General features: G+C 68.0%; 19 protein-coding genes and 2 pseudogenes. 10 read left to right on the top strand and 11 right to left on the bottom strand.

The window, feature by feature from the left end:
* Positions 1-47 precede the first annotated feature (47 nt).
* Positions 48-1,187: an ABC transporter substrate-binding protein gene (locus BN118_RS08860; protein ID WP_010930732.1), complete on the bottom strand. Its 1,140-nt coding sequence runs from the start codon at positions 1,185-1,187 to the stop codon at positions 48-50.
* A gap of 358 nt (positions 1,188-1,545) precedes the next feature.
* Between BN118_RS08860 and BN118_RS08855 the strand changes: the two genes are divergently transcribed.
* The 6 genes from BN118_RS08855 to BN118_RS08830 are packed head-to-tail and all read left to right on the top strand — an operon-like array spanning position 1,546 to position 6,382.
* Entirely contained in the window at positions 1,546-2,802 is a 1,257-nt protein-coding gene (locus BN118_RS08855; protein ID WP_010930733.1) for an aromatic ring-hydroxylating oxygenase subunit alpha, read from the top strand.
* 5 nt (positions 2,803-2,807) lie between these two features.
* Positions 2,808-3,335: an aromatic-ring-hydroxylating dioxygenase subunit beta gene (locus tag BN118_RS08850; RefSeq protein WP_003816691.1), complete on the top strand. Its 528-nt coding sequence runs from the start codon at positions 2,808-2,810 to the stop codon at positions 3,333-3,335.
* Between the two features lie 4 nt (positions 3,336-3,339).
* Positions 3,340-4,158, top strand: coding sequence for an enoyl-CoA hydratase/isomerase family protein (locus BN118_RS08845; RefSeq protein WP_003816690.1), 819 nt, complete (start codon positions 3,340-3,342; stop codon positions 4,156-4,158).
* On the top strand, positions 4,158-4,880 hold the full coding sequence (locus BN118_RS08840) for an SDR family NAD(P)-dependent oxidoreductase (protein WP_003816687.1): 723 nt from the start codon (positions 4,158-4,160) through the stop codon (positions 4,878-4,880). Before BN118_RS08845 ends, BN118_RS08840 begins: the two co-directional genes overlap by 1 nt.
* 21 nt (positions 4,881-4,901) lie before the next feature.
* Complete coding sequence (locus tag BN118_RS08835) at positions 4,902-5,216, top strand: 2Fe-2S iron-sulfur cluster-binding protein (RefSeq protein WP_010930735.1); 315 nt, start codon at positions 4,902-4,904, stop codon at positions 5,214-5,216.
* Positions 5,217-5,233: 17 nt separating this feature from the next.
* Positions 5,234-6,382, top strand: a complete 1,149-nt coding sequence (locus BN118_RS08830; RefSeq protein ID WP_014905749.1) for a CaiB/BaiF CoA transferase family protein — start codon at positions 5,234-5,236, stop codon at positions 6,380-6,382.
* Positions 6,383-6,412: 30 nt separating this feature from the next.
* Here the strand turns inward: BN118_RS08830 and BN118_RS08825 are convergent, their stop codons facing one another.
* The 5 genes and pseudogenes from BN118_RS08825 to BN118_RS08805 form a co-directional block, all read right to left on the bottom strand.
* Entirely contained in the window at positions 6,413-7,288 is an 876-nt protein-coding gene (locus BN118_RS08825; RefSeq protein ID WP_014905748.1) for an alpha/beta hydrolase, read from the bottom strand.
* Positions 7,285-8,604 (bottom strand): phenylacetate--CoA ligase family protein, encoded by a 1,320-nt coding sequence (locus BN118_RS08820; protein WP_003816680.1) that lies wholly within the window; start codon positions 8,602-8,604, stop codon positions 7,285-7,287. The genes BN118_RS08825 and BN118_RS08820 overlap by 4 nt, the downstream gene beginning before the upstream one ends.
* A 72-nt stretch (positions 8,605-8,676) precedes the next feature.
* Positions 8,677-9,873, bottom strand: a complete 1,197-nt coding sequence (locus BN118_RS08815) for an acetyl-CoA acetyltransferase (RefSeq protein ID WP_014486081.1) — start codon at positions 9,871-9,873, stop codon at positions 8,677-8,679.
* A gap of 10 nt (positions 9,874-9,883) precedes the next feature.
* Positions 9,884-11,371, bottom strand: coding sequence for a 3-oxoacyl-[acyl-carrier-protein] synthase III C-terminal domain-containing protein (locus BN118_RS08810; protein WP_014905747.1), 1,488 nt, complete (start codon positions 11,369-11,371; stop codon positions 9,884-9,886).
* Positions 11,372-11,612: 241 nt separating this feature from the next.
* A pseudogene (locus BN118_RS08805) lies at positions 11,613-13,864 on the bottom strand (DUF3604 domain-containing protein).
* A gap of 195 nt (positions 13,865-14,059) precedes the next feature.
* Here BN118_RS08805 and BN118_RS08800 point away from each other — a divergent pair.
* From BN118_RS08800 to BN118_RS08785, 4 genes and pseudogenes are all read left to right on the top strand, one after another.
* Positions 14,060-14,878, top strand: a complete 819-nt coding sequence (locus BN118_RS08800) for a LysR family transcriptional regulator (RefSeq protein ID WP_230306699.1) — start codon at positions 14,060-14,062, stop codon at positions 14,876-14,878.
* A gap of 137 nt (positions 14,879-15,015) precedes the next feature.
* Positions 15,016-15,981, top strand: a complete 966-nt coding sequence (locus tag BN118_RS08795) for a Bug family tripartite tricarboxylate transporter substrate binding protein (protein WP_003816666.1) — start codon at positions 15,016-15,018, stop codon at positions 15,979-15,981.
* Between the two features lie 98 nt (positions 15,982-16,079).
* A pseudogene (locus tag BN118_RS08790) lies at positions 16,080-17,031 on the top strand (IS481-like element IS481 family transposase).
* A gap of 221 nt (positions 17,032-17,252) precedes the next feature.
* On the top strand, positions 17,253-18,203 hold the full coding sequence (locus tag BN118_RS08785) for an IS481-like element IS481 family transposase (protein WP_005012067.1): 951 nt from the start codon (positions 17,253-17,255) through the stop codon (positions 18,201-18,203).
* Here BN118_RS08785 and BN118_RS08780 read toward each other — a convergent pair.
* The 5 genes from BN118_RS08780 to BN118_RS08760 all read right to left on the bottom strand — a co-directional run bounded on the left by BN118_RS08780 (position 18,200) and on the right by BN118_RS08760 (position 23,664).
* Positions 18,200-19,150, bottom strand: a complete 951-nt coding sequence (locus BN118_RS08780; RefSeq protein ID WP_014486105.1) for an IS481 family transposase — start codon at positions 19,148-19,150, stop codon at positions 18,200-18,202. The genes BN118_RS08785 and BN118_RS08780 overlap by 4 nt on opposite strands.
* Positions 19,151-19,306: 156 nt before the next feature.
* Entirely contained in the window at positions 19,307-19,561 is a 255-nt protein-coding gene (locus BN118_RS08775) for a sulfurtransferase TusA family protein (protein ID WP_004568544.1), read from the bottom strand.
* Positions 19,548-22,172 carry an alanine--tRNA ligase gene (gene alaS / locus BN118_RS08770; protein WP_014905744.1) on the bottom strand — a complete coding sequence of 875 codons (2,625 nt, stop codon included), beginning with the start codon at positions 22,170-22,172 and terminating at the stop codon, positions 19,548-19,550. The genes BN118_RS08775 and alaS overlap by 14 nt, the downstream gene beginning before the upstream one ends.
* Before the next feature lie 71 nt (positions 22,173-22,243).
* Positions 22,244-23,062 (bottom strand): hypothetical protein, encoded by an 819-nt coding sequence (locus BN118_RS08765; RefSeq protein WP_010930589.1) that lies wholly within the window; start codon positions 23,060-23,062, stop codon positions 22,244-22,246.
* On the bottom strand, positions 23,059-23,664 hold the full coding sequence (locus tag BN118_RS08760; protein ID WP_003810661.1) for a type 4 pilus major pilin: 606 nt from the start codon (positions 23,662-23,664) through the stop codon (positions 23,059-23,061). Before BN118_RS08760 ends, BN118_RS08765 begins: the two co-directional genes overlap by 4 nt.
* Positions 23,665-23,667 lie beyond the last annotated feature (3 nt).

The following is a 23,667-nucleotide window of genomic DNA, read 5'->3' as shown; positions in this document are numbered from 1 at the left end:
GGCGGGCCCGCGCTCGGTGCGCCGGCGACGGGCCGCCGTTCAGGCGCTCAGTCGACGACTTTCCACTTGCCGCCGCGGATCTCGAGCACGCGGAAGGCCGAGAGGTCCAGGCCCAGGTGATTGGTCGGCGAGAAGGTATAGACGCCGGTGGTGCCGGCCAGCTTGCTGGTTTTCTCGATCGCGTCGCGGATCGCGGTGGGCTTGGTCGAGTCGGCGCGGTTCAGCGCATCGACCAGGATCAGGAAGGCGTCGTGCGCATAGCCGCCGAAGGTGCCCACGGGGGCGCCGGTCTTGGCTTCGAAGGCCTTCTTGTAGGCGATGGACGGCGCGGCCTGGGGGTCGCTGGCGGGCAGCAGGTCCGCCACCAGCAGCGCGGTTCCCGGCAGGCGGAAGCCTTCGACGACGTCGGCGCCGGCCAGGTCGATATAGCCTTGCGAGGCGACGCCGTGCGAGGCGTAGAACGGCAGGCTCATGCCGAGCTGGCGGTAGTTGCGCGCCAGCACCGCCGCGCTTTGGCCGAACCCCGGGTTCAGGACTGCTTGCACGCCGGGGATGCCCCGGATCTTGGTCAGCTGCGCCGTCATGTCGGCGTCCTTGGGCTCGTAGGTTTCGCTGCCCACCAGTTCGATGCCGTACTGGCCGGCCACGGCCTTGCACTGCGCCTGCATGGAAGCGCCGAAGCCGTCCGTGGAGCCGATCAGCGCCACCTTGGTCCAGCCGTTCTTGCGCATGTCGGCAAACACCTTCTGGCATGCCATGCGGTCGGTATGGGGCGTCTTGAAGGTATAGGGCTTGACCGGGTCGATGATGTCGATGGCGCCGGCCAGCGAGATGAACGGCACCTTGGCTTCTTCGGCGACCGACAGGATGGACATCGAGGTGCCGGTGGTGGTGCCGCCGATGATGGCCTGCACTTCGTCGTCCTCGACCAGCCGGGTGGCGAAGGTGCGCGCCTTGTTGGCGTCGCCGCCGTCGTCGTAGAGCACCAGCTTGATCTTCTCGCCCTTGACGCCGCCGCGCGCGTTCAGTTCCTGCACGAGCAGTTCCAGGGTGCGGGCTTCGGGGTCGCCCAGGATGCCGGCCGGGCCGGTGGCCGAGACCGAGGCGCCGAGCCGGATCTCGGCCGCGGCGGGCAGGGCGCAGCCCAGTGCGAGCAAGCCCGCGACGATTGCCTTGCTTGTGTTCATGACTCCTCCTGTGTGGCGGCTCGATATGGTCTGAGCCTATTATTGAACAACCGTTCGTGTAATTTATCAGGGCTTGAGAGGCTTGGCTATAGCCGGTTCCGCGCTTTTCCGACACCCTGTCGGCGGCCTGGTGTTTTGTAAAAACACTTATAAATCAATTGGATATGTTTTCTTTTAAGGTGATTTTAAGAAAACGCCCTAATGGTTTCCCCTGATTCGATTCCTGGAAATTGTTGTAAAAACCGAATAGTCGGTTGGTTATAAAAATCTGTGCTTGACATGCCGCCGCCTCCTCATTTATAAATCGAACGATCATTCGGATTATTAAATAATTCACAAACCATCGGAGGTGAGGGCGATGTCTTTCATCAGGAACGAGATCGACTACCGGGCGCTGATCGAGCCCACGCGGATCAATAGCCGCCTGTACGTCGATCCGGAGATCTTCCAGGAGGAGCTGGACAAGATCTGGCACAGGACCTGGGTATACGTGGGTCACGTCAGCGAAGTGCCCAACAAGAACGACTACGTGACCAAGAGCATCGGCACGACGCCCGTGCTGTTGCTGCGGGACCGGGACGGCGAGATCCGCCTGTTGCTGAACAAGTGTCCGCACCGGGGCAACCAGCTGTGCGCCTACAAGGAAGGCAACCGCAGCACTTTCACGTGCCCGTACCACTCGTGGACTTTCTCGAACACCGGCGACCTGATGGGGTACGCGCTGGCCGACGGCTACGAGGGCGCCTCCAAGGCCGGCGTCGGGCTCGGCAAGGTGGCGCGGATCGGCATCTATCGCGGCTTCGTGTTCGGATCGTTCGCCGAAACCGGCCCGAGCCTGGACGAGCACCTGGGCGGGGCCAAGGCCGCCATCGACCAGTTGTGCGACAACTCGCCCAACGGCGAGCTGGACCTGCGCGCCGGGTTCCTGCAGCACCGGGCCAAGGCCAACTGGAAGTTCATGCTGGAGAACGAGACCGACGGCTACCACCCCGGTTTCGTGCATGGTTCCATCTTCCAGGTCACCAACAGTCCGATCGCCAATCTCTACGGCAAGGATTCGACCGCGCTGACGCGCGACTACGGCAATGGCCATACCGAGTTCGATCTGCGGCCGGAGTGGCGGCGCATCGACAAGCCGCTGTACTGGTTCGGCTCGTCGGTCGAGCGGATGGCGGACTACGCCGTCGCGATGGACCAGGCCTACGGCGCCGAGCGGGCGCGCCAGATCATGATCGACGGCTCGCCGCACACGATGATCTTCCCCAATCTGTTCATCGCGGAGATCCAGATCTTCGTGCTGCAGCCGGTGTCGGTGGAGGAAACCATCCAGCACGTGACGGCGGTGCAGTTCAAGGACGCGCCCGACATCAACCGCCGGCTGCGCCAGCAGACCATGGGTTCGGTCGGGCCGGCCGGCCTGTTGCTGGCCGACGATACGGAGATGTACGAGCGCAACCACCGCGGCGCGAAGATCCGCGACCCCGAATGGCTGATGCTGACCCGCGGCCTGCATCGCGAGCGCAAGGACGAGAACGGCTACACCGTCGGGCATTCGACCGACGAGGTCCCGCAGCGCGGGATCTGGCGCCACTATTTCAAGCTGATGCAGGAGTAATCCGGATGACCGCACGTCCCGAAACCCGTCCGGCCGCTGACGATCTGCAGGCGCTGGACGAACTGACGCTGCACCATCGGGTGTCGCAGTTTCTCTATCACGAGGCCCGGCTGCAGGACACGCACGACTACCAGGGCTGGGAGTCGCTCTGGGAGGACGACGCCATCTACTGGATCCCGGCCAATGGCGACGATATCGATCCCGAGCAGAAGATGTCGGTGATCTACGACAACCGGTCGCGCATCCGTGTCCGCATCGAACAGTTGCTGACCGGCCGCCGCCATACGCAGACGCCGCGCTCGGCGCTGGCGCGCCTGATTTCCAACATCGAGATCGTCGATGTCGCGGGGCAGGAAGTGACGGCGCTGGCCAATGTGCTGATCTACGAGGACAACCTGCGCGGCGAAACGCATTGGGCCGCGCGCAACGAGTACCGGCTCCGGCTGGTCGATGGCGCCTTCCGCCTGGTGCGCAAGAAGATTGCCCTGGTCAATAGCGCCAAACCGATTTTCACCCTGTCCTTCCTGGTATGAGGAGATGACGATGACGACTGCAAACCCCGAGACCTGGATTGGCGAGGGTCCTGTGCTGCTGGACTATGCGGACCATGTGGCCCGCATCACGTTGAACCGCCCCGATGCGGCCAACGGCATGAATATCGAATTTATGAAGGCTTTCCACGAAGCGGTGATGCGCTGCCACCGCGAGCCCGATGTGCGCGTGGTGCTGTTGCGCGGCGCGGGCAAGCATTTCTGCGCCGGCGGCGATGTGCGCGAGTTCGCCAGCAAGGGCGAGGGCCTGGGCGACTTCCTGCGCGAAGTGACCGCCTGGCTGCAAATGGCCATCGGCGCGCTGATCAGGCTGGACGCCGTCGTGGTGGCGCAGGTGCAGGGCTACGCGGCCGGCGGCGGCGGCCTGGGCCTGGTATGCGCGGCCGACATCGTCGTCGCCGCGCAGGGCGCCAGGTTCCTGGCCGGCGCCACGCGCGTGGGCATGGCGCCGGACGCGGGCAGCTCGGTCATCCTGCCGCATCTGATCGGTTTTCGCCGCGCCATGGAAATGATGCTGTCGAACCGCACGGTGGGCGCCGACGAGGCGCTCGAGATGGGCCTGGTCAACCAGGTGGTCGCCGACGCCGAGCTGGACGAGAGCGCAGCCCGCCTGGCCGCGACCTACGCCGCCGGAGCGCCGCTGGCGCAGGCGGCGACCAAGCGCCTGTTGTGGAACACGCTGCAGGTCGAACGGGCCCTGCCCGAGGAGGCCCGTACCGTATCGACCCTGTCGGCCACGGCCGACAGCCGGGAAGGGCTGGCGGCGGTGATCGGGAAGCGCCAGCCGGTTTTCCGGAGGCACTGATGCCGCGGCACGCGCTCGTTACCGGCGGCGCCAACGGCATCGGCGCGGCCACCGTCGCGCAGCTATGCCGCGACGGCCTGCGCGTCACGTTCTGCGATCGCGACGCGCAGGCGGGCGCCAGCGTGGCCGAGGCCACCGGCGCCCGCTTTGTCGCGCTCGACGCCACGGACGCCGAGGCGGTGGCCGGATTCTGCGCCGGCGCCGCGCCGTTCGACATCCTGGTCAACAATGTCGGCGCCGACCAGCACGCGTTCTTTTCCCGGACGACCCCGCAGGACTGGCGCGCGCTGCTGGCCGTCAACCTGGAGAGTGCGTTCGCCTTCACGCTGGGCGTGCTGCCCGGCATGCAGGCGGCGCGCTTCGGCCGCATCGTCAATGTGTCGTCCGAGGCGGGCCGCCTGGGTTCGCGCGGCGGGGCGGTCTACGCCGCCGCCAAGGCGGGCCTGCTCGGATTCACCCGCTCGATTGCGCGCGAGAACGCGCGCTACGGCGTGACCGCCAATGCCGTGCTGCCTGGACCGGTCGACACGCCGATGCTGGCGCGCGCCGTCGACGTCGCGGGCGCGCAGATGCGCGCCGACCTGGAGGCGTTGACGCTGCTGCGCCGCCTGGGCCGGCCCGAGGAGGTCGCCGCGGCGATTGCGTTTTTATGCTCCGAAGCCGCCGGCTTCATCACCGGCGAGGCGCTGGGCGTCTCCGGCGGGATGGGCTGCGGCGCTTGATACACGACGGGAACGCCTCGTATGACAACGATTATTTTCATCGCCTCCAATGAGGCTCGCCACATCGTCCAGGCGGACGACGGATTGAGCCTGATGGAGTGCGCCCGGCGCGCCAATGTGCCGGGCATCGCGGCCGAGTGCGGCGGCGCGTGCACCTGCGCCACCTGCCATGTGCATGTGGGACAGGAATGGATGCAGGCCGTGGGCGAACCCGGCGACATGGAGCGCGACATGCTGGACTTCGCCAACGATGTCCGCGCCGAGTCGCGTCTTTCCTGCCAGATTACGGTCGCGCCGGCGCTGGAAGGGCTGACCGTCAGGGTCGCGCCGCAGTGACGGCGCAAGGAGAGGGCATGGCGCCGGCCTTACAGGGTTTGCGCATCATCGAAATGGTGGGACTGGGGCCGGCGCCGTTCGCGGCCATGATGCTGGCCGATCACGGGGCCGACGTGGTGCGCGTCCATGCGGCGCACAGGAAGGGGGACTTCCCCTTGCTGGACAGCCGCTTCGACGTGCTGGCGCGCGGCCGCCGCTCGCTGGCGCTGGATCTGCGCGCGCCCGGCGCCAGCGATCTGCTGCTGGAGCTGGTCGGCGCCGCCGATGGGTTGATCGAAGGTTTCCGGCCCGGCGTGATGGAGCGCATGGGCCTGGCGCCCGAGGAATGCCTGCGGCGCCAGCCGCGGCTGGTGTACGGGCGCATGACGGGCTGGGGCCAGCAGGGACCGCTGGCCCGCCAGGCCGGACATGATCTGAACTACCTGGGCCTGACCGGGGCGCTGCACGCCATCGGGCCGGCCGACCGTCCGCCGTCGGTGCCGCTGAACTACGTGGCGGATTTCGGCGGCGGCATGCTGCTGGCGTTCGGCATGCTGGCCGCCTTGCTGGCGGTGCGTGGCGGGGCGCCGGGCCAGGTCGTCGACGCCGCCATGGTGGACGGGGCGGGCCTGCTGGCTGCGATGTTCTGGGGCTTTCGCGCCGGCGGCGGCTGGTCCGACCGGCGCGAGGGCAACCTGCTGGACGGCGGCGCCTATTTCTACGCCACCTATGCCTGCGCCGACGGGCGCTTTCTGGCCGTGGCCTGCGTCGAACGGCGCTTTCATGACCTGCTGGTCGAACGGCTGGGCCTGGACCCGGCCGTGTATACCCACGATCGCGATCCTGCCCAATGGCCGGCCTTGCGCGCGCGGCTGGCGGCGCTGTTCGCCACCCGGCCGCGCGACCATTGGGCGGCGCTGTTCGAGGACAGCGACGCCTGCGTGACGCCCGTCCTGGATTGGCGCGAAGCCGCCCATCATCCGCATGCGGCGGCCCGCGCGGGCTATATCGACGTCGAGGGGGTGACGCAGCCGGCGCCGGCGCCGCGCCTGAGCGCCACGCCGGCGCGCCAGCCCGCCGCCGCGCCCGCAGTGGGCGCGCATTTGGTCGAGGTGCTGCACGAATGGGGCCTGGCGCCCGAGCGCGTGGCCGGCGCGCTCGATAGCGGGCTGATCGTCCAGGCATGAGGAGCGGCGCGCCTTGCGCGCCGCCTGGCGCTAGTCCTGCCGCAGATGGCGGCCCAGCGCGTCGATCGACTCCTGCGCTTCGGCCAGCGCTTCGTAGATCTGGAAGTGATGGCACATGCCGGGAAAGACCTGCAGTTGCACCTGCCCGCCGGCGGCGCGCACGCGTGCGGCCAGCGTATGCGAGTCGTCCAGCGTGATGTCGTGCGCGCCGGCGTGCACGACGATGGGCGGCAAGCCTGACAGATCGTCCCAGAGCGGCGAGGCCGGCGGCGGGCCGAGGTGTCCCAGATAGCTGCGCGCCATCGCGCGCAGCTGTGCCGGCTTGGAGAAAATGTCCTGTTCGGCCAGCTCCACGTAGCTGCGGCCTTGCATGGACAGATCGAGCCAGGGGGAGAGCAGCACGAGGGAGCGCGGCAGCGGCAGGCCGGCATCGCGCGCGCGCTGCGCGGTCTGCAACGCCAGGGCGCCGCCCGCGGAGTCGCCGATGATGGCCGCTGGCGCGCCGTCGTTGGCCAGCAGCCACTGGTAGGCCGCGAAGGCGTCGTCGATCGCCGCCGGATAGCGGTGTTCGGGCGCGAACCGGTACTCGACGGCCAGGATGCGGGCCTGGCCGGCCTCGGCCAGCCGGGCGATCAGGCTGGCGTGCGAGGCGATGCCGCCGATCTGGAAACCGCCGCCATGGCAGTACAGCGCGCGCCGCGCACCCTGGCCGATCCAGGCGCCGGCCAGCGCCGGCGCCAGGGGTTGGGGCCGGGGGCGGGCCATCGCCGCGCCGCGCGGCCCCACCTCGGCCAGGTAGTCGGCGAAGCTGGCGCGGATCTGCGCCAGCGACTCGGCCGCCTGCCAGCAGGCCGTGACCTCGGCCAGGCGGGCGCGGATGGCGGCCAGCGGATCGCGCGCGGTCATGCTTCGGGACGATGCAGTACGCGCACGGCCTTGGCTTCGTAGCGCGGCAGCGTGCCTTCGGGATGGCATTCGACGCAGACCTTCATGCCCAGGCGCGCGTGGATTTCCCGGCCCACTTCATTGCTGAGCTGTTCGGCCGGGCGGCCGGCCTGGGCGGACGCCTCGATCGCCACGGTCATGGTGCCGATGGTCATGCATTCCTTGTCGATATAGATCTGCCAGGCTTCCTTGACCACGCCGGCGACGCCGGTGATGACGTCCTCGATCTGCGACGGGAAAACGATCACGCCCTTGAACTTGATCATGTCGTCGGAGCGCCCGATGATGCGTCCGATCTTGCGCATGCCGCGCCGTCCCGACGGGCAGTCGTAGGGGTGCGACGACAGCCTGACCAGGTCATGCGTGCGCCAGCGGATCACGGGCGAGGCTTCCTTGGTCAGGGTGGTGATGACGATCTCGCCCACTTCCCCTTCGGAGACCGGCTTGAGCGTGACCGGATCCAGGATCTCGGTCAGCACCGTGTCTTCATTGATGAGATGCAGTTCGTCGTCGGCGTGCGTGTACGGCGTCGAGATGGCCAGGATCGGGCCGCCCGCCTCGGTGGTGCCGTAGATGTTGTGCGACACGAATCCTTCGGGCATTTCCGCTTCCAGCTGGGCGCGGAATTCGGCCGAGACCGACTGGCCGCCCAGGATGGCGGTGCGCAGCGCCCAGTCGGTCTTGGGGTTGATGCCCTGGGCGCGCGCGGCCTGCGCCAGGCTCATCAGCCACAGCGGCGACATCGAGGCCACTTCGTAGGCATGGTCGCGCATCCAGCGCGCCGCCAGGTCGCCGCGGCCCGGGCCCAGCGGGAAGTTGACGCAGTCCATTGCCTTGAAGCCCTGGTCCAGCGCCAGGCCGCCGATCCACAGGCCGTAGCCGTAGCCCTGGTAGGCGCGCGCGCCGCGGCGCACGCCCGCCGCGGCCAGCAGGCGCGCGGTCTGGCTGGGCAGCAGCTCGTGCAGGTCGCGCCGCGTCAGGCCGAACATCACCGGCAGGCCGGTGGTGCCCGAGGTGGCGACGAACCGCTCCACGTCTTCGAGGGGAACGGTCAGGAACGGGTAGGGATACTGCTGGCGCAGGTCGGCCTTCTGCAGGAAGGGCAGGTGTTCGAAGGCGTCCGGCGAGGCAAGGTCGCCGGGCGTCATGCCGACGCTGGCGAAATGCTCGCGCCATTGCGGGCTGTGCTGCAGGCGCTGGCCCAATCGGGCCAGCCGCTCGCGCTGGATCTTGAGGATGCCGTCTCGGTCCAGCAGTTCTATCTCAGGGTGAAGCATGTCAGTCTCCTCCTGTGGGCAGGATGGTGTTGATAATTGTGCGCGGCCCCCGCGGGCCGGCGCGGCCCGGTGTCAAGCCGCGCCGAGTATTGTGATCGAACACACGTTCTGCGCGGGCGCGCCGCCCAGATTGTGGGTCAGGGCCAGCGAGGGCGCGGGCAGCTGGCGCGCGCCGGCGCGGCCGCTCAGTTGCAGCCAGGCCTCGTAGAGCATGCGCAGCCCCGAGGCCCCCACGGGATGGCCGAAGCATTTCCGGCCGCCGTCTATCTGGCAGGGCAGCGCCCCGTCGGCATCGAAGCGGCCGTCGAGCATGCCGCGCCAGGCCGTGCCGGGCTCGGCCAGGCCGATGTCCTCCAGCGTCACCAGTTCGGTGATCGAGAAGCAGTCGTGCAATTCGGTCAGGCTGAGCTGCGCGCGCGGATCGTCGATGCCCGCTTCGGCGTACGCCTTGCGCGCCGCCACGCGGGTGGTGTGCACGTACGAGCCGTCCCAGTCCGATTGCTGCAGCTCCCAGCCGTTGGACGTGGCCAGCTGGATGGCCTTGACCAGGACCAGCGGGCCGCGGTTCAGGCTGCGGGCGATCTCGGGGGTGGTGACGATGGCGCAGGCGGCGCCGTCCGACACCGGACAGCAATCGAACAGTCCGATGGGGTCGGCCACCAGCGGCGCGCCGGCGGCCTGTTCGCGGCTGATGGCCTTGCGCAGGTGCGCCTTGGGATTGTGCAAGGCGTTGGCATGGCTTTTCATCGAGGTATGGGCCATGGCCGCCTTGAGGTCCTCCCGGGCCACGCCGTGGCGGGCCTGGTAGGCACGGGCCAGCTGCGCGAAGTTGCCCGGGTTGCTGTGCGTGGGCAGGTACATGGGCGCCAGCGTGCCGCGCGAGGCCAGCGGCAGACCGGCGAAGCCGGTGTCTTTCAGCTTTTCCACCCCGAGCGCCAGCGCGATGTCCGCGGCGCCGGAGGCGACCGCGTAGACGGCGCCGCGAAACGCCTCGGTGCCGCCGGCGCAGAAGTTCTCCACGCGCGTCACGCCGATGTCGGGCAGGCGCAGGGCCATGGCCATGGGCGTGCCGGCCTTGCCCGCGCCGATGTCGTCATAGTGCGACGAGTACCAGGCCGCCTCGATGGCGCGCGGCTCGATGCCGGCGCTCGCGAGCGCCTCGGCGTAGGCCTCGACCATCAATTCTTCCTGGCCCACGTCCCAGCGTTCGCCGAAACGGGAACAGCCCATCGCCAGAATGGCGACGCGATCCTTGATTCCTGTAGCCATCAGTCTGTCCTCAGTCGGCCGTCGGCGCGGCCAGCGCTTTCCAGAAATAGCGGCGGTAGCCGGTTTGCGGGTCGAGATCCTTGATGCGCAAGGCGAACGCCACGGCCGCGCCGGCCTCGAGCTGGCTGGCCTGCGGGTCGGTGAACTCCATCAGCACCCGCCCGCCGCCATCGATGTCGACCAGCCCGTAGCAATTCGGCGGGCACGGCGAAAATGCCAGCAGGTCGGCGGTGAAGGTGGCGATGCGTCCGCCCCGGTCCGCCAGCGGCCAGGGTTCCTGGGTATCGAGATGGAAGCCGCCCGTGGCGGCCAGGCGCGTGGGCGGGAACTGGACCTGGCCCGTTTCGCGGCAGCGTCCGCCCACGAAGCCGAGCAAGGCATCGGCGTTGCGCCAGGCCGTGCTCAAGGCTTCGTTGACCAGGAAACGGCCGCGCAGGCCGCGGTCCCAGGCGATGCGGCCGCGAAAGGCCAGCAGCTTCATGTAGTTGTCCTCGGCCAGCCCGTCCCGCAGGGCGGGCGAGACCGGCGCGGCCAGGCCGGCCACCGCCTCGTCGGCCTCGAACAGCAGCGCGGTCGCGCCCTGGCCGAACTGGGCGACCAGCACCTTCTGGCCGGGCGCGGCATCTTCGAGCGCGCGGCCCAGCATGACGAAGGCATGCGCCGCGCCGGTGTCGCCGCAGTTCTCGGCCAGGGCGCTGGCCAGGCGCGCCTGGCCCAGGCCGGCCTTGGCGGCGACGGCCGCCGCCACGCCGGGCACCGGGCACGGCAGCACGAAATGGTCGACCTGTTCGGGCCGCAGCGACGCCGCCTGCAGCGCACGGCCGATGGCGTCATGGACCAGCTCCAGGTAGCCGGCTTCGCGCAGCCAGCGCTCCTCCCATTCCTGCGGGTAGTCGTGGCCGGCGGCGCGGTAGCGGTCGGTGAACGGCGCGCTCAGGCTGGCGCCGCCCAGGTAGCGCAACAGCCCCGGTTCGTCGCCGGTCAGCACTGCGGCGCCGCCATCGCCGGCGCGCGCCTCGGCCGTGCTGCCCGGCAGCGCCGTGGGCAGGTCCGCCGCCGCGACCAGGGTCCGCGTGCCGCTCTCCAGGGCCATGTGCAAGGCAAGCAGGCCGGCGCGCGGCGTGCCGTGGACATCCTGGGTCAGGGTGGTCGCCGGCAGGCGCAAGGCGGCGCGCACGAAGGCCGCGTTCTGCGGTTCGGCGAACGGCGGCGTGGTGCTGGCGAACTGCAAGGCGTCGATGGCGGGGGCGGCCTGGCGGGCCAGGGCGTGGCGCGCCGCGGCCACGGCCATGGTGACGCTGTCTTCGTCCCAGTAGGCCAGGGTGCGGCTGCCTTTGCCGGCGCCCGCGCCGCCGCTCAGCCAGCCCAGCGCGTTTGCCATGGCCCCGCGGGACAGGCGCAGCCGCGGGAGATGGACCCCGATAGCCAGAATGTTGGCACGCGATTGTCTCCTGCGTCGGCGCCGCCGGGCGCGAGGGCGGCCTGGCAGCACATCCATTTAAATAATAGTCAGAATGACCGGTCAATTAATAATACAGGAAACGGAATCGGGAAGAAAGAAATTTGAATGGGGGGGGGCGGGCCGGACCCGGTGCGTGCGGCGCCCGGCGGGCGCGCCGATGGCCGCCTGGAAATCCCGTGCCGACCAGGCGCGGAAACGATGGCCGTGGCGCCGCGCCGGTCGGCGCGGATGCGCGGCAATGCCGCGGCCGCCGGGGCGGCGGCCGGGCGGGGCGGCGTTACGCCTTTCGTTCTATATAGATCGGGCTGGAGTAGATGAAGAACCCGTCTTCCGTCGTGGCGCGCAGGTACAGGGCGTTGTCCTGTCCCGTATGCAAGGGGACCTGCACGCGCGCCTTCAGGTGGCAGGCGGGGTTTTCGTCGGGCAGGCGGAACACTTGCAGGCGCCGGCGTATGCCGCCGTTCTCGAAGACCAGCGGCTCCAGGCCGATGTCGGCCACCGGGATGCGCGCCTGGATCAGTTCGGTGTCGATGCACAGCGTGCCGCGCCCGGCGTCTTCGAGCATCACGTCCACGCCGCTGAAGCCGCCCGTGGTCAGCGACTGCCAGCACAGGTGGTTGGGCTGCGGCTGTTGCAGCGTCTTGTCGAGGTTCCAGAAATTGATGGGTTTGGGGTCGACAAAGGCGTTGTCTTGCAGCGTGGCGCTGCCGTCCCATACGGTCTGCCGGCCGCGGCCGCGGTACTCCGAGCCTTCCCAGACGATGCGGATGCGGCGGCCCAGGTCGGCTGGCTTGAAGGGACGCAGGGTCTGGACCACGTCCATGCGGTTGCGCACTTCCACCGATTCGATCGGCGCCTCGGTGGCGAGGTCGAATTCGAACTCGACCATGCCGGTGTCGCAGGCGAGGATGGCGCCCATGTCCGCGCTGCGCACCTGCGTGCTCGCGGCATCGGGGGCGAGCCTGGGATCTTCGGCGTAGCGGCGCGCCGGCGCATCGAAGTGCGCCGCCACGTCCAGGTAGGCGCGGCAGCCGGTGGTGGCGTAGTGGCGGCGCTGGCGCAGGCACTCGGCCAGCGATTGGCGGCTCAGCGTGTCGGCGATCAGGCAGCTCAGTCCGCCGTAGGCGCCGAACAGCGAGGCGCCGGGATGGCTGGCGCCGTGGCGTCCCTTGTGGCCGTCGCTGTTGGCGAGGATGCCGACACGGTAGCCCTGCTTGAAGGCGTCCTCGAGCAGCCATTCGAACGTGCCCCAGTCGGAGTGGATTTCGATGGAGCGTTCGATGCGCGGGTCGTGCGACAGCGTGATGTCGGCGTAGCGGCCGCCGATGTGCGCGAAGACGACGGCGTCCTCGTCCTTGATGGCCTGGAACAGCGCATCGGCGCTGTTGGCGTCGGAGTCCAGGTCGGACAGGTCGTCCACCAGGGCGTGGGACGAACGGTGCAGCGGACGGCCTTCGTGCAGGTACAGCACGTTGCGGTCGCCGCCCAGGCCGGTATTGCCCGACCATTCGTAGCCGGGGAAGATCACGAAGCGGCCGGGTTCGTCGTAGCGGGCGGTCAGGGCGTTCAGGTGCTCCCAGAATTCCTGGGTGATCTGGAAATCGTTGCCCTGGTGGCTCATCGCGTCCAGGAAGGCGCGGTCGCGCGCGAACAGGATGAGCTCCTCGGCGGAGTTGGTGCCGATGGTCTCTTCCGACTGGCCGTGCAGGTCGGCCCAGTAGTGGTTGCGCGCCGCCTGCGCGGCGACGCGGCACGGGTTGCTGCGCGCCACGACCCGGTCGCCGTGCAGGACTTCCAGGCGCAGGTCGCCGGTCTCGGCGGCGACGATGCCTTCGATCGCGTGGGCATAGGCGCCGGCGGCCATTTCGAAGGACTCGGGCATCCGCGCCATGCGCAGGTTGCTGCGCAGGGTGTAGCGGCTCTGCGCCTGGTCGGAGGGGTTGCCCCATTTGTCCTCGCCCTTGAAGCCCAGGCGCAGCGGCTGGCCGGCCAGCGACAGACTGGGCAGCACGGCCTTGTACCGGACAGGGGGGCCGGCCACCACGGAGATCGTCGGCGAGGCCTCGATCTCGACATAGTTGTACGTGGCGAAAGCGTCCACCACAGCACCTTGAATTCGAAGGTCGGCTCGTGGAAGGTCTGCACGCGCATGCCGGGCGAGCCTTGGCGGGTATCGCCGAAGCGCACGATGATCTGTTCGCCTTCCTCGAGATAGCCGCGCACGACGCGGATGAACAGGGTCTTGTCCCACGGGCGGATATTGCGCTTGCCGTCGTACTCGACGTGCAGCACCGCGCCATTGCCGGCTTCGACGGTGGTGTAGTTCCAGCCCTGCGGATCGGTGAACTGCGGCTTGCCCATGTCGCTGGCGAAGCGGTGCACGATCTTGATCGAGCCGGTGTCGTCGATGCCGAAGTAGCCGGCGGTGTAGGTGAGGGTGAAGCTGGCGAAGCTGCCCGCCTCGAAGGCGCCGGTGGGATCTATGGTGGCGGAGCCCATGAGGTGGCGGGCGTAGTTGGAGTGCGGCATGGCGGTCTCGGTGTACAGGAGGGGTTTTTGCCATGCTATGGAGGTCACGCCCATATTGCTATAGTATTCGAGCTATTCCTGCATGATGCGACGTTATGATGGATGCTATCGAAACGGTTTCCCTGCGTCAGTTGCGCGCCCTGGTCTCCATCGGGGGATACGGCCAGCTTCACCGGCGCGGCCGAGCAGCTCGGCATGTCGCAGCCGTCCGTCAGCCATCTCATCCGGCGCCTCGAGGCCGAGGTGGGGCAAACGCTGGTGGTGCGCGGCCGCGAGGTGACGCTGACGCGCCAGGGCCAGGGCCAGGGCCAGGCATTGGCCGATATCGCGCGCCGGGCGATCCTCTCCATCGACGGCGCGGTGCGCGAATCGCGCGACCAGTCGGCGCTCAAGTCCGGCTCGGTCAGCGTCGCCGTCGGCCACGTCAGCGCCGCCACGCTGCTGCCGCGCATCCTGGTGGCCTTCAATCAGCGGCACCCCAATATCGAATTGATCGTGGTCGATTGCGTGGTCGAACAGATCCGCAACAAGCTGCTGTCCCACGAGGCCGACGTCGGCCTGGGCGCCGTGGTCGGCAGCGACGATTCGCGCCTGTCGACCGAGCTGCTGTGGGACGGCGGGGTGTCGCTGTTCATGCGCGACGACCATTATCTGGCCGACCGCGAAGCGATCGACGCGGCGATACTGGCCGAGCTGCCCTGTATCCAGCTCAACCCCAACGCGCCGCCCTGGCTGGTGATCAGCCGCCTGCTGGTGGCCAACGGCATCCACCCGCGTGTGGACCAGCGCGTCGTGCTGGTGTCGACCGCGGTGGGCATGATCCAGGCGGGCATGGGCGTGGCCATGCTGCCGCATGCGGCGGCGGCGCAGGCGCCGCGCGGCGTGCGGGCGGTGCCGATCCGCAACCCGTTCCTGAGTTGGCCGATTTCGCTGGTGCGGCTGTCGAACCATCCGCTTTCCCCGGCGGCGCAGGCCTTTGCCGCGATCGCGCGCGACGTGCTGCGCCGGTTTTGACGCAGCCGGGCCATTACATGACGACATGACGCTATAGCGCTTCACGCCTATTTCACGCACAGACCTTCGGATAACCTGCCTTGCAGGCGTGCCACCCGATACGGCGATGGCGCCCGACGACAAACAAGGGGAAGTGCATGAAGAACGTGTTATGGATGGCGCTGCTGGCCAGCGTCCTGTCTGAAGGCGCGCTGGCCGCGGAGTTTCCCACCCACCCGGTGACGCTGGTCGTGCCGCTGGCGGCGGGCAGTACGGCCGATATCCTGGCGCGGGCCATACAGCCGGGCCTGAGCAAGGCGCTGGGCCAGACCGTGGTGGTGGAAAACCGTCCGGGCGCGGGCGGCCAGCTCGCCATGAGCTATGTCGCCAAGCAGGCCGCCGATGGCTATACCATCGTCATGGGGTCCAATGGCACATGGGCGATCAACCTGGGCCTGTACGAGAAGCTGCCTTATCGGCCGGTCGAGGATTTCGCCCCGGTCGCGTATCTGGCGGGCGGCTCGAACATCCTGATCGTCAAGCCGAGCAGCCCGTACACCTCGGTCGCCGCGCTGATTGCCGCGATGAAGGCGGCGCCCGGGAAACTGACGTATTCCTCGGGCGGCAACGGCACCACCCATCACCTATCCTCGGAACTGCTGAAGTCCCTGACGGATACGCAGGCCATGCACATCCCGTATGGCGGCGCGCCCCAGGGCGTCAGCGCGGTCATGGCGGGCGAAACCGACTTCGGGTTCTACAACACGCCCAGCGTGTCCAGCCTGGTCAAGGAGCGCAAGCTGCGCGCGCTGGCGGCGACCGGAACGATACGCACGCCGATGCTGCCGGAGGTCCCGACCATGATGGAGGCGGGGGTGGCCGGCTATGTGATGTCGGTGGATTTCGGCCTGCTGGCGCCGGCGGGCACGCCGGATGACGTCGTTCTCAAGCTGAACCGGGCCGCCAACGCCGCCATGGCGCAGCCGAAGCTGCAAGAGACCCTGAAGAACTATGGATTCGAGGTCTTCGAACAGGGCTCGCCCGGCGATATGGCAAAGCGGGTCAACGCGGATATCGACAAATGGGTGCCCATCGTCAGGCAGGCGAAAGCCAAGGTCGACTAGGTGTGAAGATTCAATAGGTTGTATGCATGGTTCATCCGAACCGGATTTGAGAAACTGGAAATCGCCACCCCCCCAGTTCACTCAAGGAGCCCGGCCGGATGAACACCCATAAGCATGCCCGATTGACCTTCCTACGTCGCCTCGAAATGGTCCAGCAATTGATCGCCCATCAAGTTTGTGTGCCTGAAGCGGCCCGCGCCTATGGGGTCACCGCGCCGACTGTGCGCAAATGGCTGGGCCGCTTCCTGGCTCAGGGCCAGGCGGGCTTGGCCGATGCGTCCTCGCGCCCGACGGTCTCGCCCCGAGCGATTGCGCCGGCCAAGGCGCTGGCTATCGTGGAGCTGCGCCGCAAGCGGCTGACCCAAGCCGCGCATCGCCCAGGCGCTGGGCGTGTCAGCCAGCACCGTCAGCCGCGTCCTGGCCCGCGCCGGTCTGTCGCACCTGGCCGACCTGGAGCCGGCCGAGCCGGTGGTGCGCTACGAGCATCAGGCCCCCGGCGATCTGCTGCACATCGACATCAAGAAGCTGGGACGTATCCAGCGCCCTGGCCACCGGGTCACGGGCAACCGACGCGATACCGTTGAGGGGGCCGGCTGGGACTTCGTCTTCGTGGCCATCGATGACCACGCCCGCGTGGCCTTCACCGACATCCACCCCGACGAGCGCTTCCCCAGCGCCGTCCAGTTCCTCAAGGACGCAGTGGCCTACTACCAGCGCCTGGGCGTGACCATCCAGCGCTTGCTCACCGACAATGGCTCGGCCTTTCGCAGCCGCGCCTTCGCCGCGCTGTGCCATGAGCTGGGCATCAAGCACCGCTTTACCCGACCTTACCGCCCACAGACCAATGGCAAGGCCGAACGCTTCATCCAGTCGGCCTTGCGTGAGTGGGCTTACGCTCACACCTACCAGAACTCCCAACACCGAGCCGATGCCATGAAATCCTGGCTACACCACTACAACTGGCATCGACCCCACCAAGGCATCGGGCGCGCTGTACCCATCTCCAGACTCAACCTGGACGAATACAACCTATTGACAGTTCACATCTAGCCGGGCCTGATGGCTGGCCAGGGCGGGCAGCGAAGCGGCATGCATGCGGGCAACAGTCGATCCGCCGGCGCGCCCACCTCGTACTTTACATAATATACATTATGCGAATTATCGAAAGGCTAGTTGTGAAGATTCAATAGGTTGTATGCATGGTTCATCCGAACCGGATTTGAGAAACTGGAAATCGCCACCCCCCCAGTTCACTCAAGGAGCCCGGCCGGATGAACACCCATAAGCATGCCCGATTGACCTTCCTACGTCGACTCGAAATGGTCCAGCAATTGATCGCCCATCAAGTTTGTGTGCCTGAAGCGGCCCGCGCCTATGGGGTCACCGCGCCGACTGTGCGCAAATGGCTGGGCCGCTTCCTGGCTCAGGGCCAGGCGGGCTTGGCCGATGCGTCCTCGCGCCCGACGGTCTCGCCCCGAGCGATTGCGCCGGCCAAGGCGCTGGCTATCGTGGAGCTGCGCCGCAAGCGGCTGACCCAAGCGCGCATCGCCCAGGCGCTGGGCGTGTCAGCCAGCACCGTCAGCCGCGTCCTGGCCCGCGCCGGTCTGTCGCACCTGGCCGACCTGGAGCCGGCCGAGCCGGTGGTGCGCTACGAGCATCAGGCCCCCGGCGATCTGCTGCACATCGACATCAAGAAGCTGGGACGTATCCAGCGCCCTGGCCACCGGGTCACGGGCAACCGACGCGATACCGTTGAGGGGGCCGGCTGGGACTTCGTCTTCGTGGCCATCGATGACCACGCCCGCGTGGCCTTCACCGACATCCACCCCGACGAGCGCTTCCCCAGCGCCGTCCAGTTCCTCAAGGACGCAGTGGCCTACTACCAGCGCCTGGGCGTGACCATCCAGCGCTTGCTCACCGACAATGGCTCGGCCTTTCGCAGCCGCGCCTTCGCCGCGCTGTGCCATGAGCTGGGCATCAAGCACCGCTTTACCCGACCTTACCGCCCACAGACCAATGGCAAGGCCGAACGCTTCATCCAGTCGGCCTTGCGTGAGTGGGCTTACGCTCACACCTACCAGAACTCCCAACACCGAGCCGATGCCATGAAATCCTGGCTACACCACTACAACTGGCATCGACCCCACCAAGGCATCGGGCGCGCTGTACCCATCTCCAGACTCAACCTGGACGAATACAACCTATTGACAGTTCACAGCTAGCTGTCGATTCTCAATAGGTTATTCACATCTGGGATACGCGTGATGGGTGGCTGATGTCCGAGAGCGGAGTGTGGCCGATACCAGTTGTAGCGGTCAATGAAGGGCTGCAAGGCAGCCTGTCGTTCGGCTGAGCTCGTGTAGGGCCTGGCGTATGCCCACTCCCGTAAGCAGGTCTGCACGAGGCGCTCGGCCTTGCCGTTGGTCTTGGGGGTGTAGGGGCGGGTGCGGATGTGACGGATTCCCAGCTCCACGCACACCGCCCGAAAGGTCCTGGAGACGTAGCCGCTGCCGTTGTCGGTCATCACGCGGTCGATGCGCACGCCCAGACTGGCGTAGTAGGCGGTGGCTTGGCGCAGGAACTCAGCGCACTGATCGCCGCCTTCATCGTCGAGGATGCGAGCAAAGGACACGCGCGAGAAGTCATCGATGGCCAGGTGCACAGCGTCCCAGCCAATGCCGCGGTTGCGGTTCTGGGCCCGATCGCCGGTGATGCGATGGCCCACGCCCCGGATGCGGCCCAGCCGCTTGGTGTCGATGTGCAGCAGCTCGCCTGGGCTGGCGCGTTCATAGCGGCGCACCGGCGCCGGCGGCTCCAACGAGGCGAGTCGACTCAGGCCGATGCGTTCCATATACCGCGCCACGGTGGCCAGGCTGCGGCCGGCTTCACGCGCGATGCGCCACAGCGGCAGACGCTGGCGGCGCTGCTGGGCGAAGTGCTCAACCTGCTCGGGCGCACAGGCCTTCGGGCTGCGGTGCGGGCGAGAACTGCGGTCAAGCAGGCCGTCCAGACCTTCGCTTCGGAAGCGGGCAAGCCACTTGTAACCGGTGCGCAGGCTCACCCCTGCCGCCTGGCTGGCCTGCCTCATCGTCCAGTTCTGTTGCATCACCCTGTTAACAAGAAGGGCTCGACCTAGGCGGGTCAATCGCGCATGCTTATGGTTGTTCATCCAGTGTCCTGCCCTGAGTTGCGATGGCGTGGTAACCACAGCATCCCAGGTCCGGCCTGGATGAACAACCTATTGAGACATCACAGCTAGCCCCACGCACGCTCGCGCCAAGACAAACGGCCCGCTTGCGCGGGCCGTTTGCTTGCCGGCAGGCGCTCAGCGCCGCTGCAGGAAGTGCTCGCCGCGGCCCTCGGCCTCGCGTTGCGCCAGCAAGGTGTTGCCGGTCTGGCGCGCGAAGGCCTGGAAATCGCGGATGGCGTTGGGATCGGTGGTGACCACCCGCAGCACCTGGCCGCTTTCCATTTGCGCCAGCGCCTTCTTGGCGCGCAGGATGGGCAGCGGACAGGTCAGCCCGCTGGCATCGACTTCGTGCTGGTAGGACGGCAGGCCGCCGGTATCAGAGGCGCTCATCGACCCACTTCTGTACGCTGGCCACGGCAGCCGGCAGAGCCGCCAGATCGGTGCCGCCGCCCATCGCCATGTCGGGACGGCCCCCGCCCTTGCCGCCCACCTGGCCGGCCACGAAGCCAACCAGATCGCCGGCCTTGATGCGGCCGGTGAGATCGGCCGTCACGCCGCCCACCAGGCTGATCTTGCCATCGGCCGAGCCGGCGGCCAGCAGGACCACGGCGGGCTTGAGGCGGTCTTTCAGGTTGTCGACCATGCCGCGCAAGGCCTTGGGATCCACATCGCCGATGCTGGCGGCCAGCACCTTGATGCCCTTGACCTCGACCGTGGCCGTGGCGGCCAGGTCGTTGCCGGCGCTGGCGGCCAGCTTGGTGCGCGCCTGCTCGAGCTCTTTCTCGAGCGCCTTGAGCTGTTCCTGCACCTGGGCGATGCGCTCGGGAAGCTCGTGCGCCGGGGCGCGCAGCACACCGGCGGCGCGCTGCAACAGCGCGTTCTGGTCCTGCACCCAGGCCAGCGCGTTGTCGCCGGTAATCGCTTCGATGCGACGCACGCCCGCCGCCACGCCGCCTTCGGACACCACCTTGAACAGGCCGATGTCGCCGGTGCGCCGCACGTGCGTGCCGCCGCACAGTTCGCGCGAAAAACCGATGTCGAGCACGCGCACGGTATCGCCGTACTTCTCGCCGAACAGCGCCATCGCGCCGCCCTTGACGGCGTCGTCGTAGGCCATGATCTTGGCCTCTGTGGCCTGGTTGGCCAGTACCTCGGCATTGACGATGGCTTCCACGCGGGCGATCTGCTCGGCCGTCATGGGCGCGTCGTGCGCGAAGTCGAAGCGGGTCTTGTCGGGGTCGACCAGCGAGCCGCGCTGCTGCACGTGGGCGCCCAGCACTTCGCGCAAGGCCTTGTGCATCAGGTGCGTGGCCGAGTGGTTGCGCACCGTGCGGGCGCGACGCACCGCATCCACGCGCGCCAGCAAGGTATCGCCGACCTTCAGCGCGCCGGCCTCGAGCGTGCCGTGATGGCCGAACACGCCGGGCTGGATCTTGAGGGTGTCGGCCACCGCGAACCGCACGCCGCCAGCCTCCAGCAGGCCGGTGTCGCCCACCTGGCCGCCGGACTCGGCATAGAACGGGGTGGCATCGAGCACCACGACCGCGTCCTGGCCCGCCGACACCTGCTCGACCTGGGTACCCTCGACATACAGCGCCGTCACCTTGACGCCGCTCAATTCGAGGTTCTCGTAGCCTTCGAAGCGCGTCTCGGCGCCTTCGTAGCTCAGGCCCTCGGCCATCTTGAACTTGCCCGCGGCGCGCGCCTGCTCGCGCTGGCGTTGCATCGCCGCCTCGAAGCCGGCCATGTCCACCTCGACCTCGCGCTCGCGACAGATGTCGGCGGTGAGATCAACCGGAAAGCCGTAGGTGTCGTACAGCGTGAACAACGTGGTGCCGTCGAGCGGGTCGCCCTTGGCGACCTTGGCCAGCGCGCCGTCCAGGATCTTCATGCCGTGTTCGAGCGTTTCGCCGAAGCGTTCTTCTTCCTGGCGCAGCACCTGCGCCACGCGCTCGGCCACCTGGGCCAGCTCGGGATAGGCTTCGCCCATCTCGGCCACCAGGTCCGGCACCAGGCGATGGAAGAACGACTTGGTCTGGCCCAGCTTGTAGCCATGGCGCAGGGCGCGGCGCACAATGCGGCGCAGCACGTAGCCGCGGCCTTCGTTGCTGGGAATGATGCCGTCGACGATGAGAAAGGCGCAAGCGCGGATGTGATCGGCGATGACCTTCAGGGAGTTATCGGCCAGATCCTTCACGCCGGTCTCGCGCGCGGCGGCGGCGATCAGCTTCTGGAACAGGTCGATCTCGTAGTTGGAATGCACGTGCTGCAGCACCGCCGCGATGCGCTCCAGGCCCATGCCGGTGTCCACGCAGGGCTTGGGCAGGCGTTCCATGTTGCCGGCGGCGTCGCGCTCGAACTGCATGAACACCAGGTTCCAGATCTCGATGTAGCGATCGCCGTCTTCCTCGGGCGAGCCCGGAGGGCCGCCCCAGATTTCCGGACCATGGTCGTAGAAGATTTCCGAACACGGGCCGCAGGGGCCGGTGTCCGCCATTTGCCAGAAGTTGTCGGACGCATAGCGGGCGCCCTTGTTGTCGCCGATCCGGATGATGCGCTCGGCGGGCACGCCGACTTCCTTGGCCCAGATGTCGTAGGCCTCGTCGTCTTCCTGGTAGACCGTGACCCACAGCTTCTCGGCCGGCAGCTTGTAGACCTGGGTCAGCAGCTCCCAGGCGTACTGGATGGCCTCGCGCTTGAAGTAGTCGCCGAAGCTGAAGTTGCCCAGCATCTCGAAGAACGTATGGTGGCGGGCGGTGTAGCCCACGTTCTCGAGGTCGTTGTGCTTGCCGCCGGCGCGCACGCTGCGCTGCGACGACGTGGCGCGCTTGTAGGCGCGCGCTTCCTTGCCGGTGAATACGTCCTTGAACTGCACCATACCCGAGTTGGTAAAGAGCAGCGTGGGGTCGTTGGCCGGCACCAGGGACGACGACGGAACGATCGTGTGGCCCTTGGACTGGAAGAATTGCAGGAACTTCTGGCGAATCTCAGAGGATTTCATCGTGGATGAATCGGGATTTTGGCGAATTTTTGATTATAGAGGGTCGGCAGGCCGATGCCAGCGCCGCCGCCCTACTCCTTGCCCGGACGCACGCAGACGAAGCTGGTGAACCCCGGCGCGCCGTCCACGCGGTCGATGGCCTGCGCCATGATGACCGACGCGTAACCCGGTGGGCACGAACACTGTCCGGTGAGCGGATTGCGGCTGGTATGGCCGCTGTACGAGCGGCAGCCCACGTGGGAGTTCACCGAATAGGCGCCGCCGAACGCCGGCGATGCCTTGCCCGCCGCCAGGCCGGCCCAGGCCAGCGGCGTGCCGGCGGGCAGCCGCGCCACGCCCGGCCAGGGCGGATTGGCGAAGCGAAACGCCGCGCCGCGCACCCCGCCGGCCACGGCGAAGCCGCCACGGCCGGCGGTGGCGGCCACCAGGGGCGCCATGCGCATCAGGTCGACCTGGCCGTGGCCATCCAGCAAGGGGCGGTCCAGCCAGGCCAGCGCGTCCAGCCGGCAGCCCGCCCGCGGACAATGCGGATCGCGCCGGACCAGCATGATTACCCCCGTGCCCAGGGGCGAGTGCCTCGGCAGGGAACGCGCCAGCAGGCCGGCGGCCTGCAGCTCGGGCAGCGTCGGACGCCAGGCATCGCGAAACAGCGCGCGCCCGCGCTCATCGCGCGGCGCCAGCCCATCGGCCAGCGTGTCGAAATGCCGCTGCAGCAGTTGGTCGAGGCCGCGCTGGATTTCGCCCAGCCAGACGCCGGCACCGCGTGCGGCCGCGTCCTGCGCATCCTGCACCAGCCGGTTGGCGGCCCACACCGCCGCCATGGCCGCGAGCGCGGCGGCCACGGCCAGTTCCAGCAAGGCCAGGCCGCCCTGGGCGTGCGCGGATCTCATCGCGCCGTGAACACGAAGGTATTTCGATCGCCCGCCACGCACTGCGCCTGGGCGGCCTGCGCGCGGTACGGCAACGCCGGGACGGCCAGCGCATTCTTGACCACCACCGGCCCCGCCTTGCCCTGCACGGCGATGATGTCGGATACGCGCTGCATGACCGAGGCCAGCGCCGGGCAGGCCGCGCCGTTGACATTGGTCAGCGTCAGCGTGAACGCCGAACCGGGCGGCGCGCCGCCCGGCGCGGCCGGCGCCACGCTGATGACGCCATGGGCGCCAGCCCCCTGCCCGCCCAGGCCGTGCGCGACCGTCGCCGACGCGCCCTCGCCGCGCACCGACACCACGCTGGAATCGCGCAGCGCATGCGCCAGCGACGCCGTGCCGATGCCCGTATAGGGCGCCGCGCCATCGCCTTGCGCATTGGCCTTGGTCCGCGCCACGAAACGCTGCAGTTCCTCTCCGACCCGGGGCACTTTGCTTTCGATGACATACGAGCCGATGGCGGGAATGCCGATGATGGCCACCAGCAAGACGATGGCCGTGACGATGGACACCTCGACCAGGGAGAAGCCGGCTTGGCGGCCGGACAGAATCGTGTGTGACATGAA

The sequence above is a fragment of the Bordetella pertussis 18323 genome, from assembly GCF_000306945.1.
In the GTDB taxonomy this organism is placed as follows: domain Bacteria; phylum Pseudomonadota; class Gammaproteobacteria; order Burkholderiales; family Burkholderiaceae_B; genus Bordetella; species Bordetella pertussis.
The sequence above is the reverse complement of the archived record's forward strand: the minus strand, read 5'-3'. Positions and strand labels throughout refer to the sequence as shown.

Bases quoted from the DNA above. Each gene is read 5' to 3' on its own strand.
- BN118_RS08800 (WP_230306699.1), top strand. From the start codon at position 14,060: ATGTCGCAGCCGTCCGTCAGCCATCTCATCCGGCGCCTCGAGGCCGAG.
- BN118_RS08780 (WP_014486105.1), bottom strand. From the start codon at position 19,150: ATGAACAACCATAAGCATGCGCGATTGACCCGCCTAGGTCGAGCCCTT.
- BN118_RS08855 (WP_010930733.1), top strand. From the start codon at position 1,546: ATGTCTTTCATCAGGAACGAGATCGACTACCGGGCGCTGATCGAGCCC.
- BN118_RS08835 (WP_010930735.1), top strand. From the start codon at position 4,902: ATGACAACGATTATTTTCATCGCCTCCAATGAGGCTCGCCACATCGTC.
- BN118_RS08820 (WP_003816680.1), bottom strand. From the start codon at position 8,604: ATGCTTCACCCTGAGATAGAACTGCTGGACCGAGACGGCATCCTCAAG.
- alaS (WP_014905744.1), bottom strand. From the start codon at position 22,172: ATGAAATCCTCTGAGATTCGCCAGAAGTTCCTGCAATTCTTCCAGTCC.
- BN118_RS08860 (WP_010930732.1), bottom strand. From the start codon at position 1,187: ATGAACACAAGCAAGGCAATCGTCGCGGGCTTGCTCGCACTGGGCTGC.
- BN118_RS08775 (WP_004568544.1), bottom strand. From the start codon at position 19,561: ATGAGCGCCTCTGATACCGGCGGCCTGCCGTCCTACCAGCACGAAGTC.
- BN118_RS08765 (WP_010930589.1), bottom strand. From the start codon at position 23,062: ATGAGATCCGCGCACGCCCAGGGCGGCCTGGCCTTGCTGGAACTGGCC.
- BN118_RS08760 (WP_003810661.1), bottom strand. From the start codon at position 23,664: ATGTCACACACGATTCTGTCCGGCCGCCAAGCCGGCTTCTCCCTGGTC.
- BN118_RS08815 (WP_014486081.1), bottom strand. From the start codon at position 9,873: ATGGCTACAGGAATCAAGGATCGCGTCGCCATTCTGGCGATGGGCTGT.
- BN118_RS08830 (WP_014905749.1), top strand. From the start codon at position 5,234: ATGGCGCCGGCCTTACAGGGTTTGCGCATCATCGAAATGGTGGGACTG.
- BN118_RS08810 (WP_014905747.1), bottom strand. From the start codon at position 11,371: ATGGATGTGCTGCCAGGCCGCCCTCGCGCCCGGCGGCGCCGACGCAGG.
- BN118_RS08825 (WP_014905748.1), bottom strand. From the start codon at position 7,288: ATGACCGCGCGCGATCCGCTGGCCGCCATCCGCGCCCGCCTGGCCGAG.
- BN118_RS08850 (WP_003816691.1), top strand. From the start codon at position 2,808: ATGACCGCACGTCCCGAAACCCGTCCGGCCGCTGACGATCTGCAGGCG.
- BN118_RS08845 (WP_003816690.1), top strand. From the start codon at position 3,340: ATGACGATGACGACTGCAAACCCCGAGACCTGGATTGGCGAGGGTCCT.
- BN118_RS08840 (WP_003816687.1), top strand. From the start codon at position 4,158: ATGCCGCGGCACGCGCTCGTTACCGGCGGCGCCAACGGCATCGGCGCG.
- BN118_RS08785 (WP_005012067.1), top strand. From the start codon at position 17,253: ATGAACACCCATAAGCATGCCCGATTGACCTTCCTACGTCGACTCGAA.
- BN118_RS08795 (WP_003816666.1), top strand. From the start codon at position 15,016: ATGAAGAACGTGTTATGGATGGCGCTGCTGGCCAGCGTCCTGTCTGAA.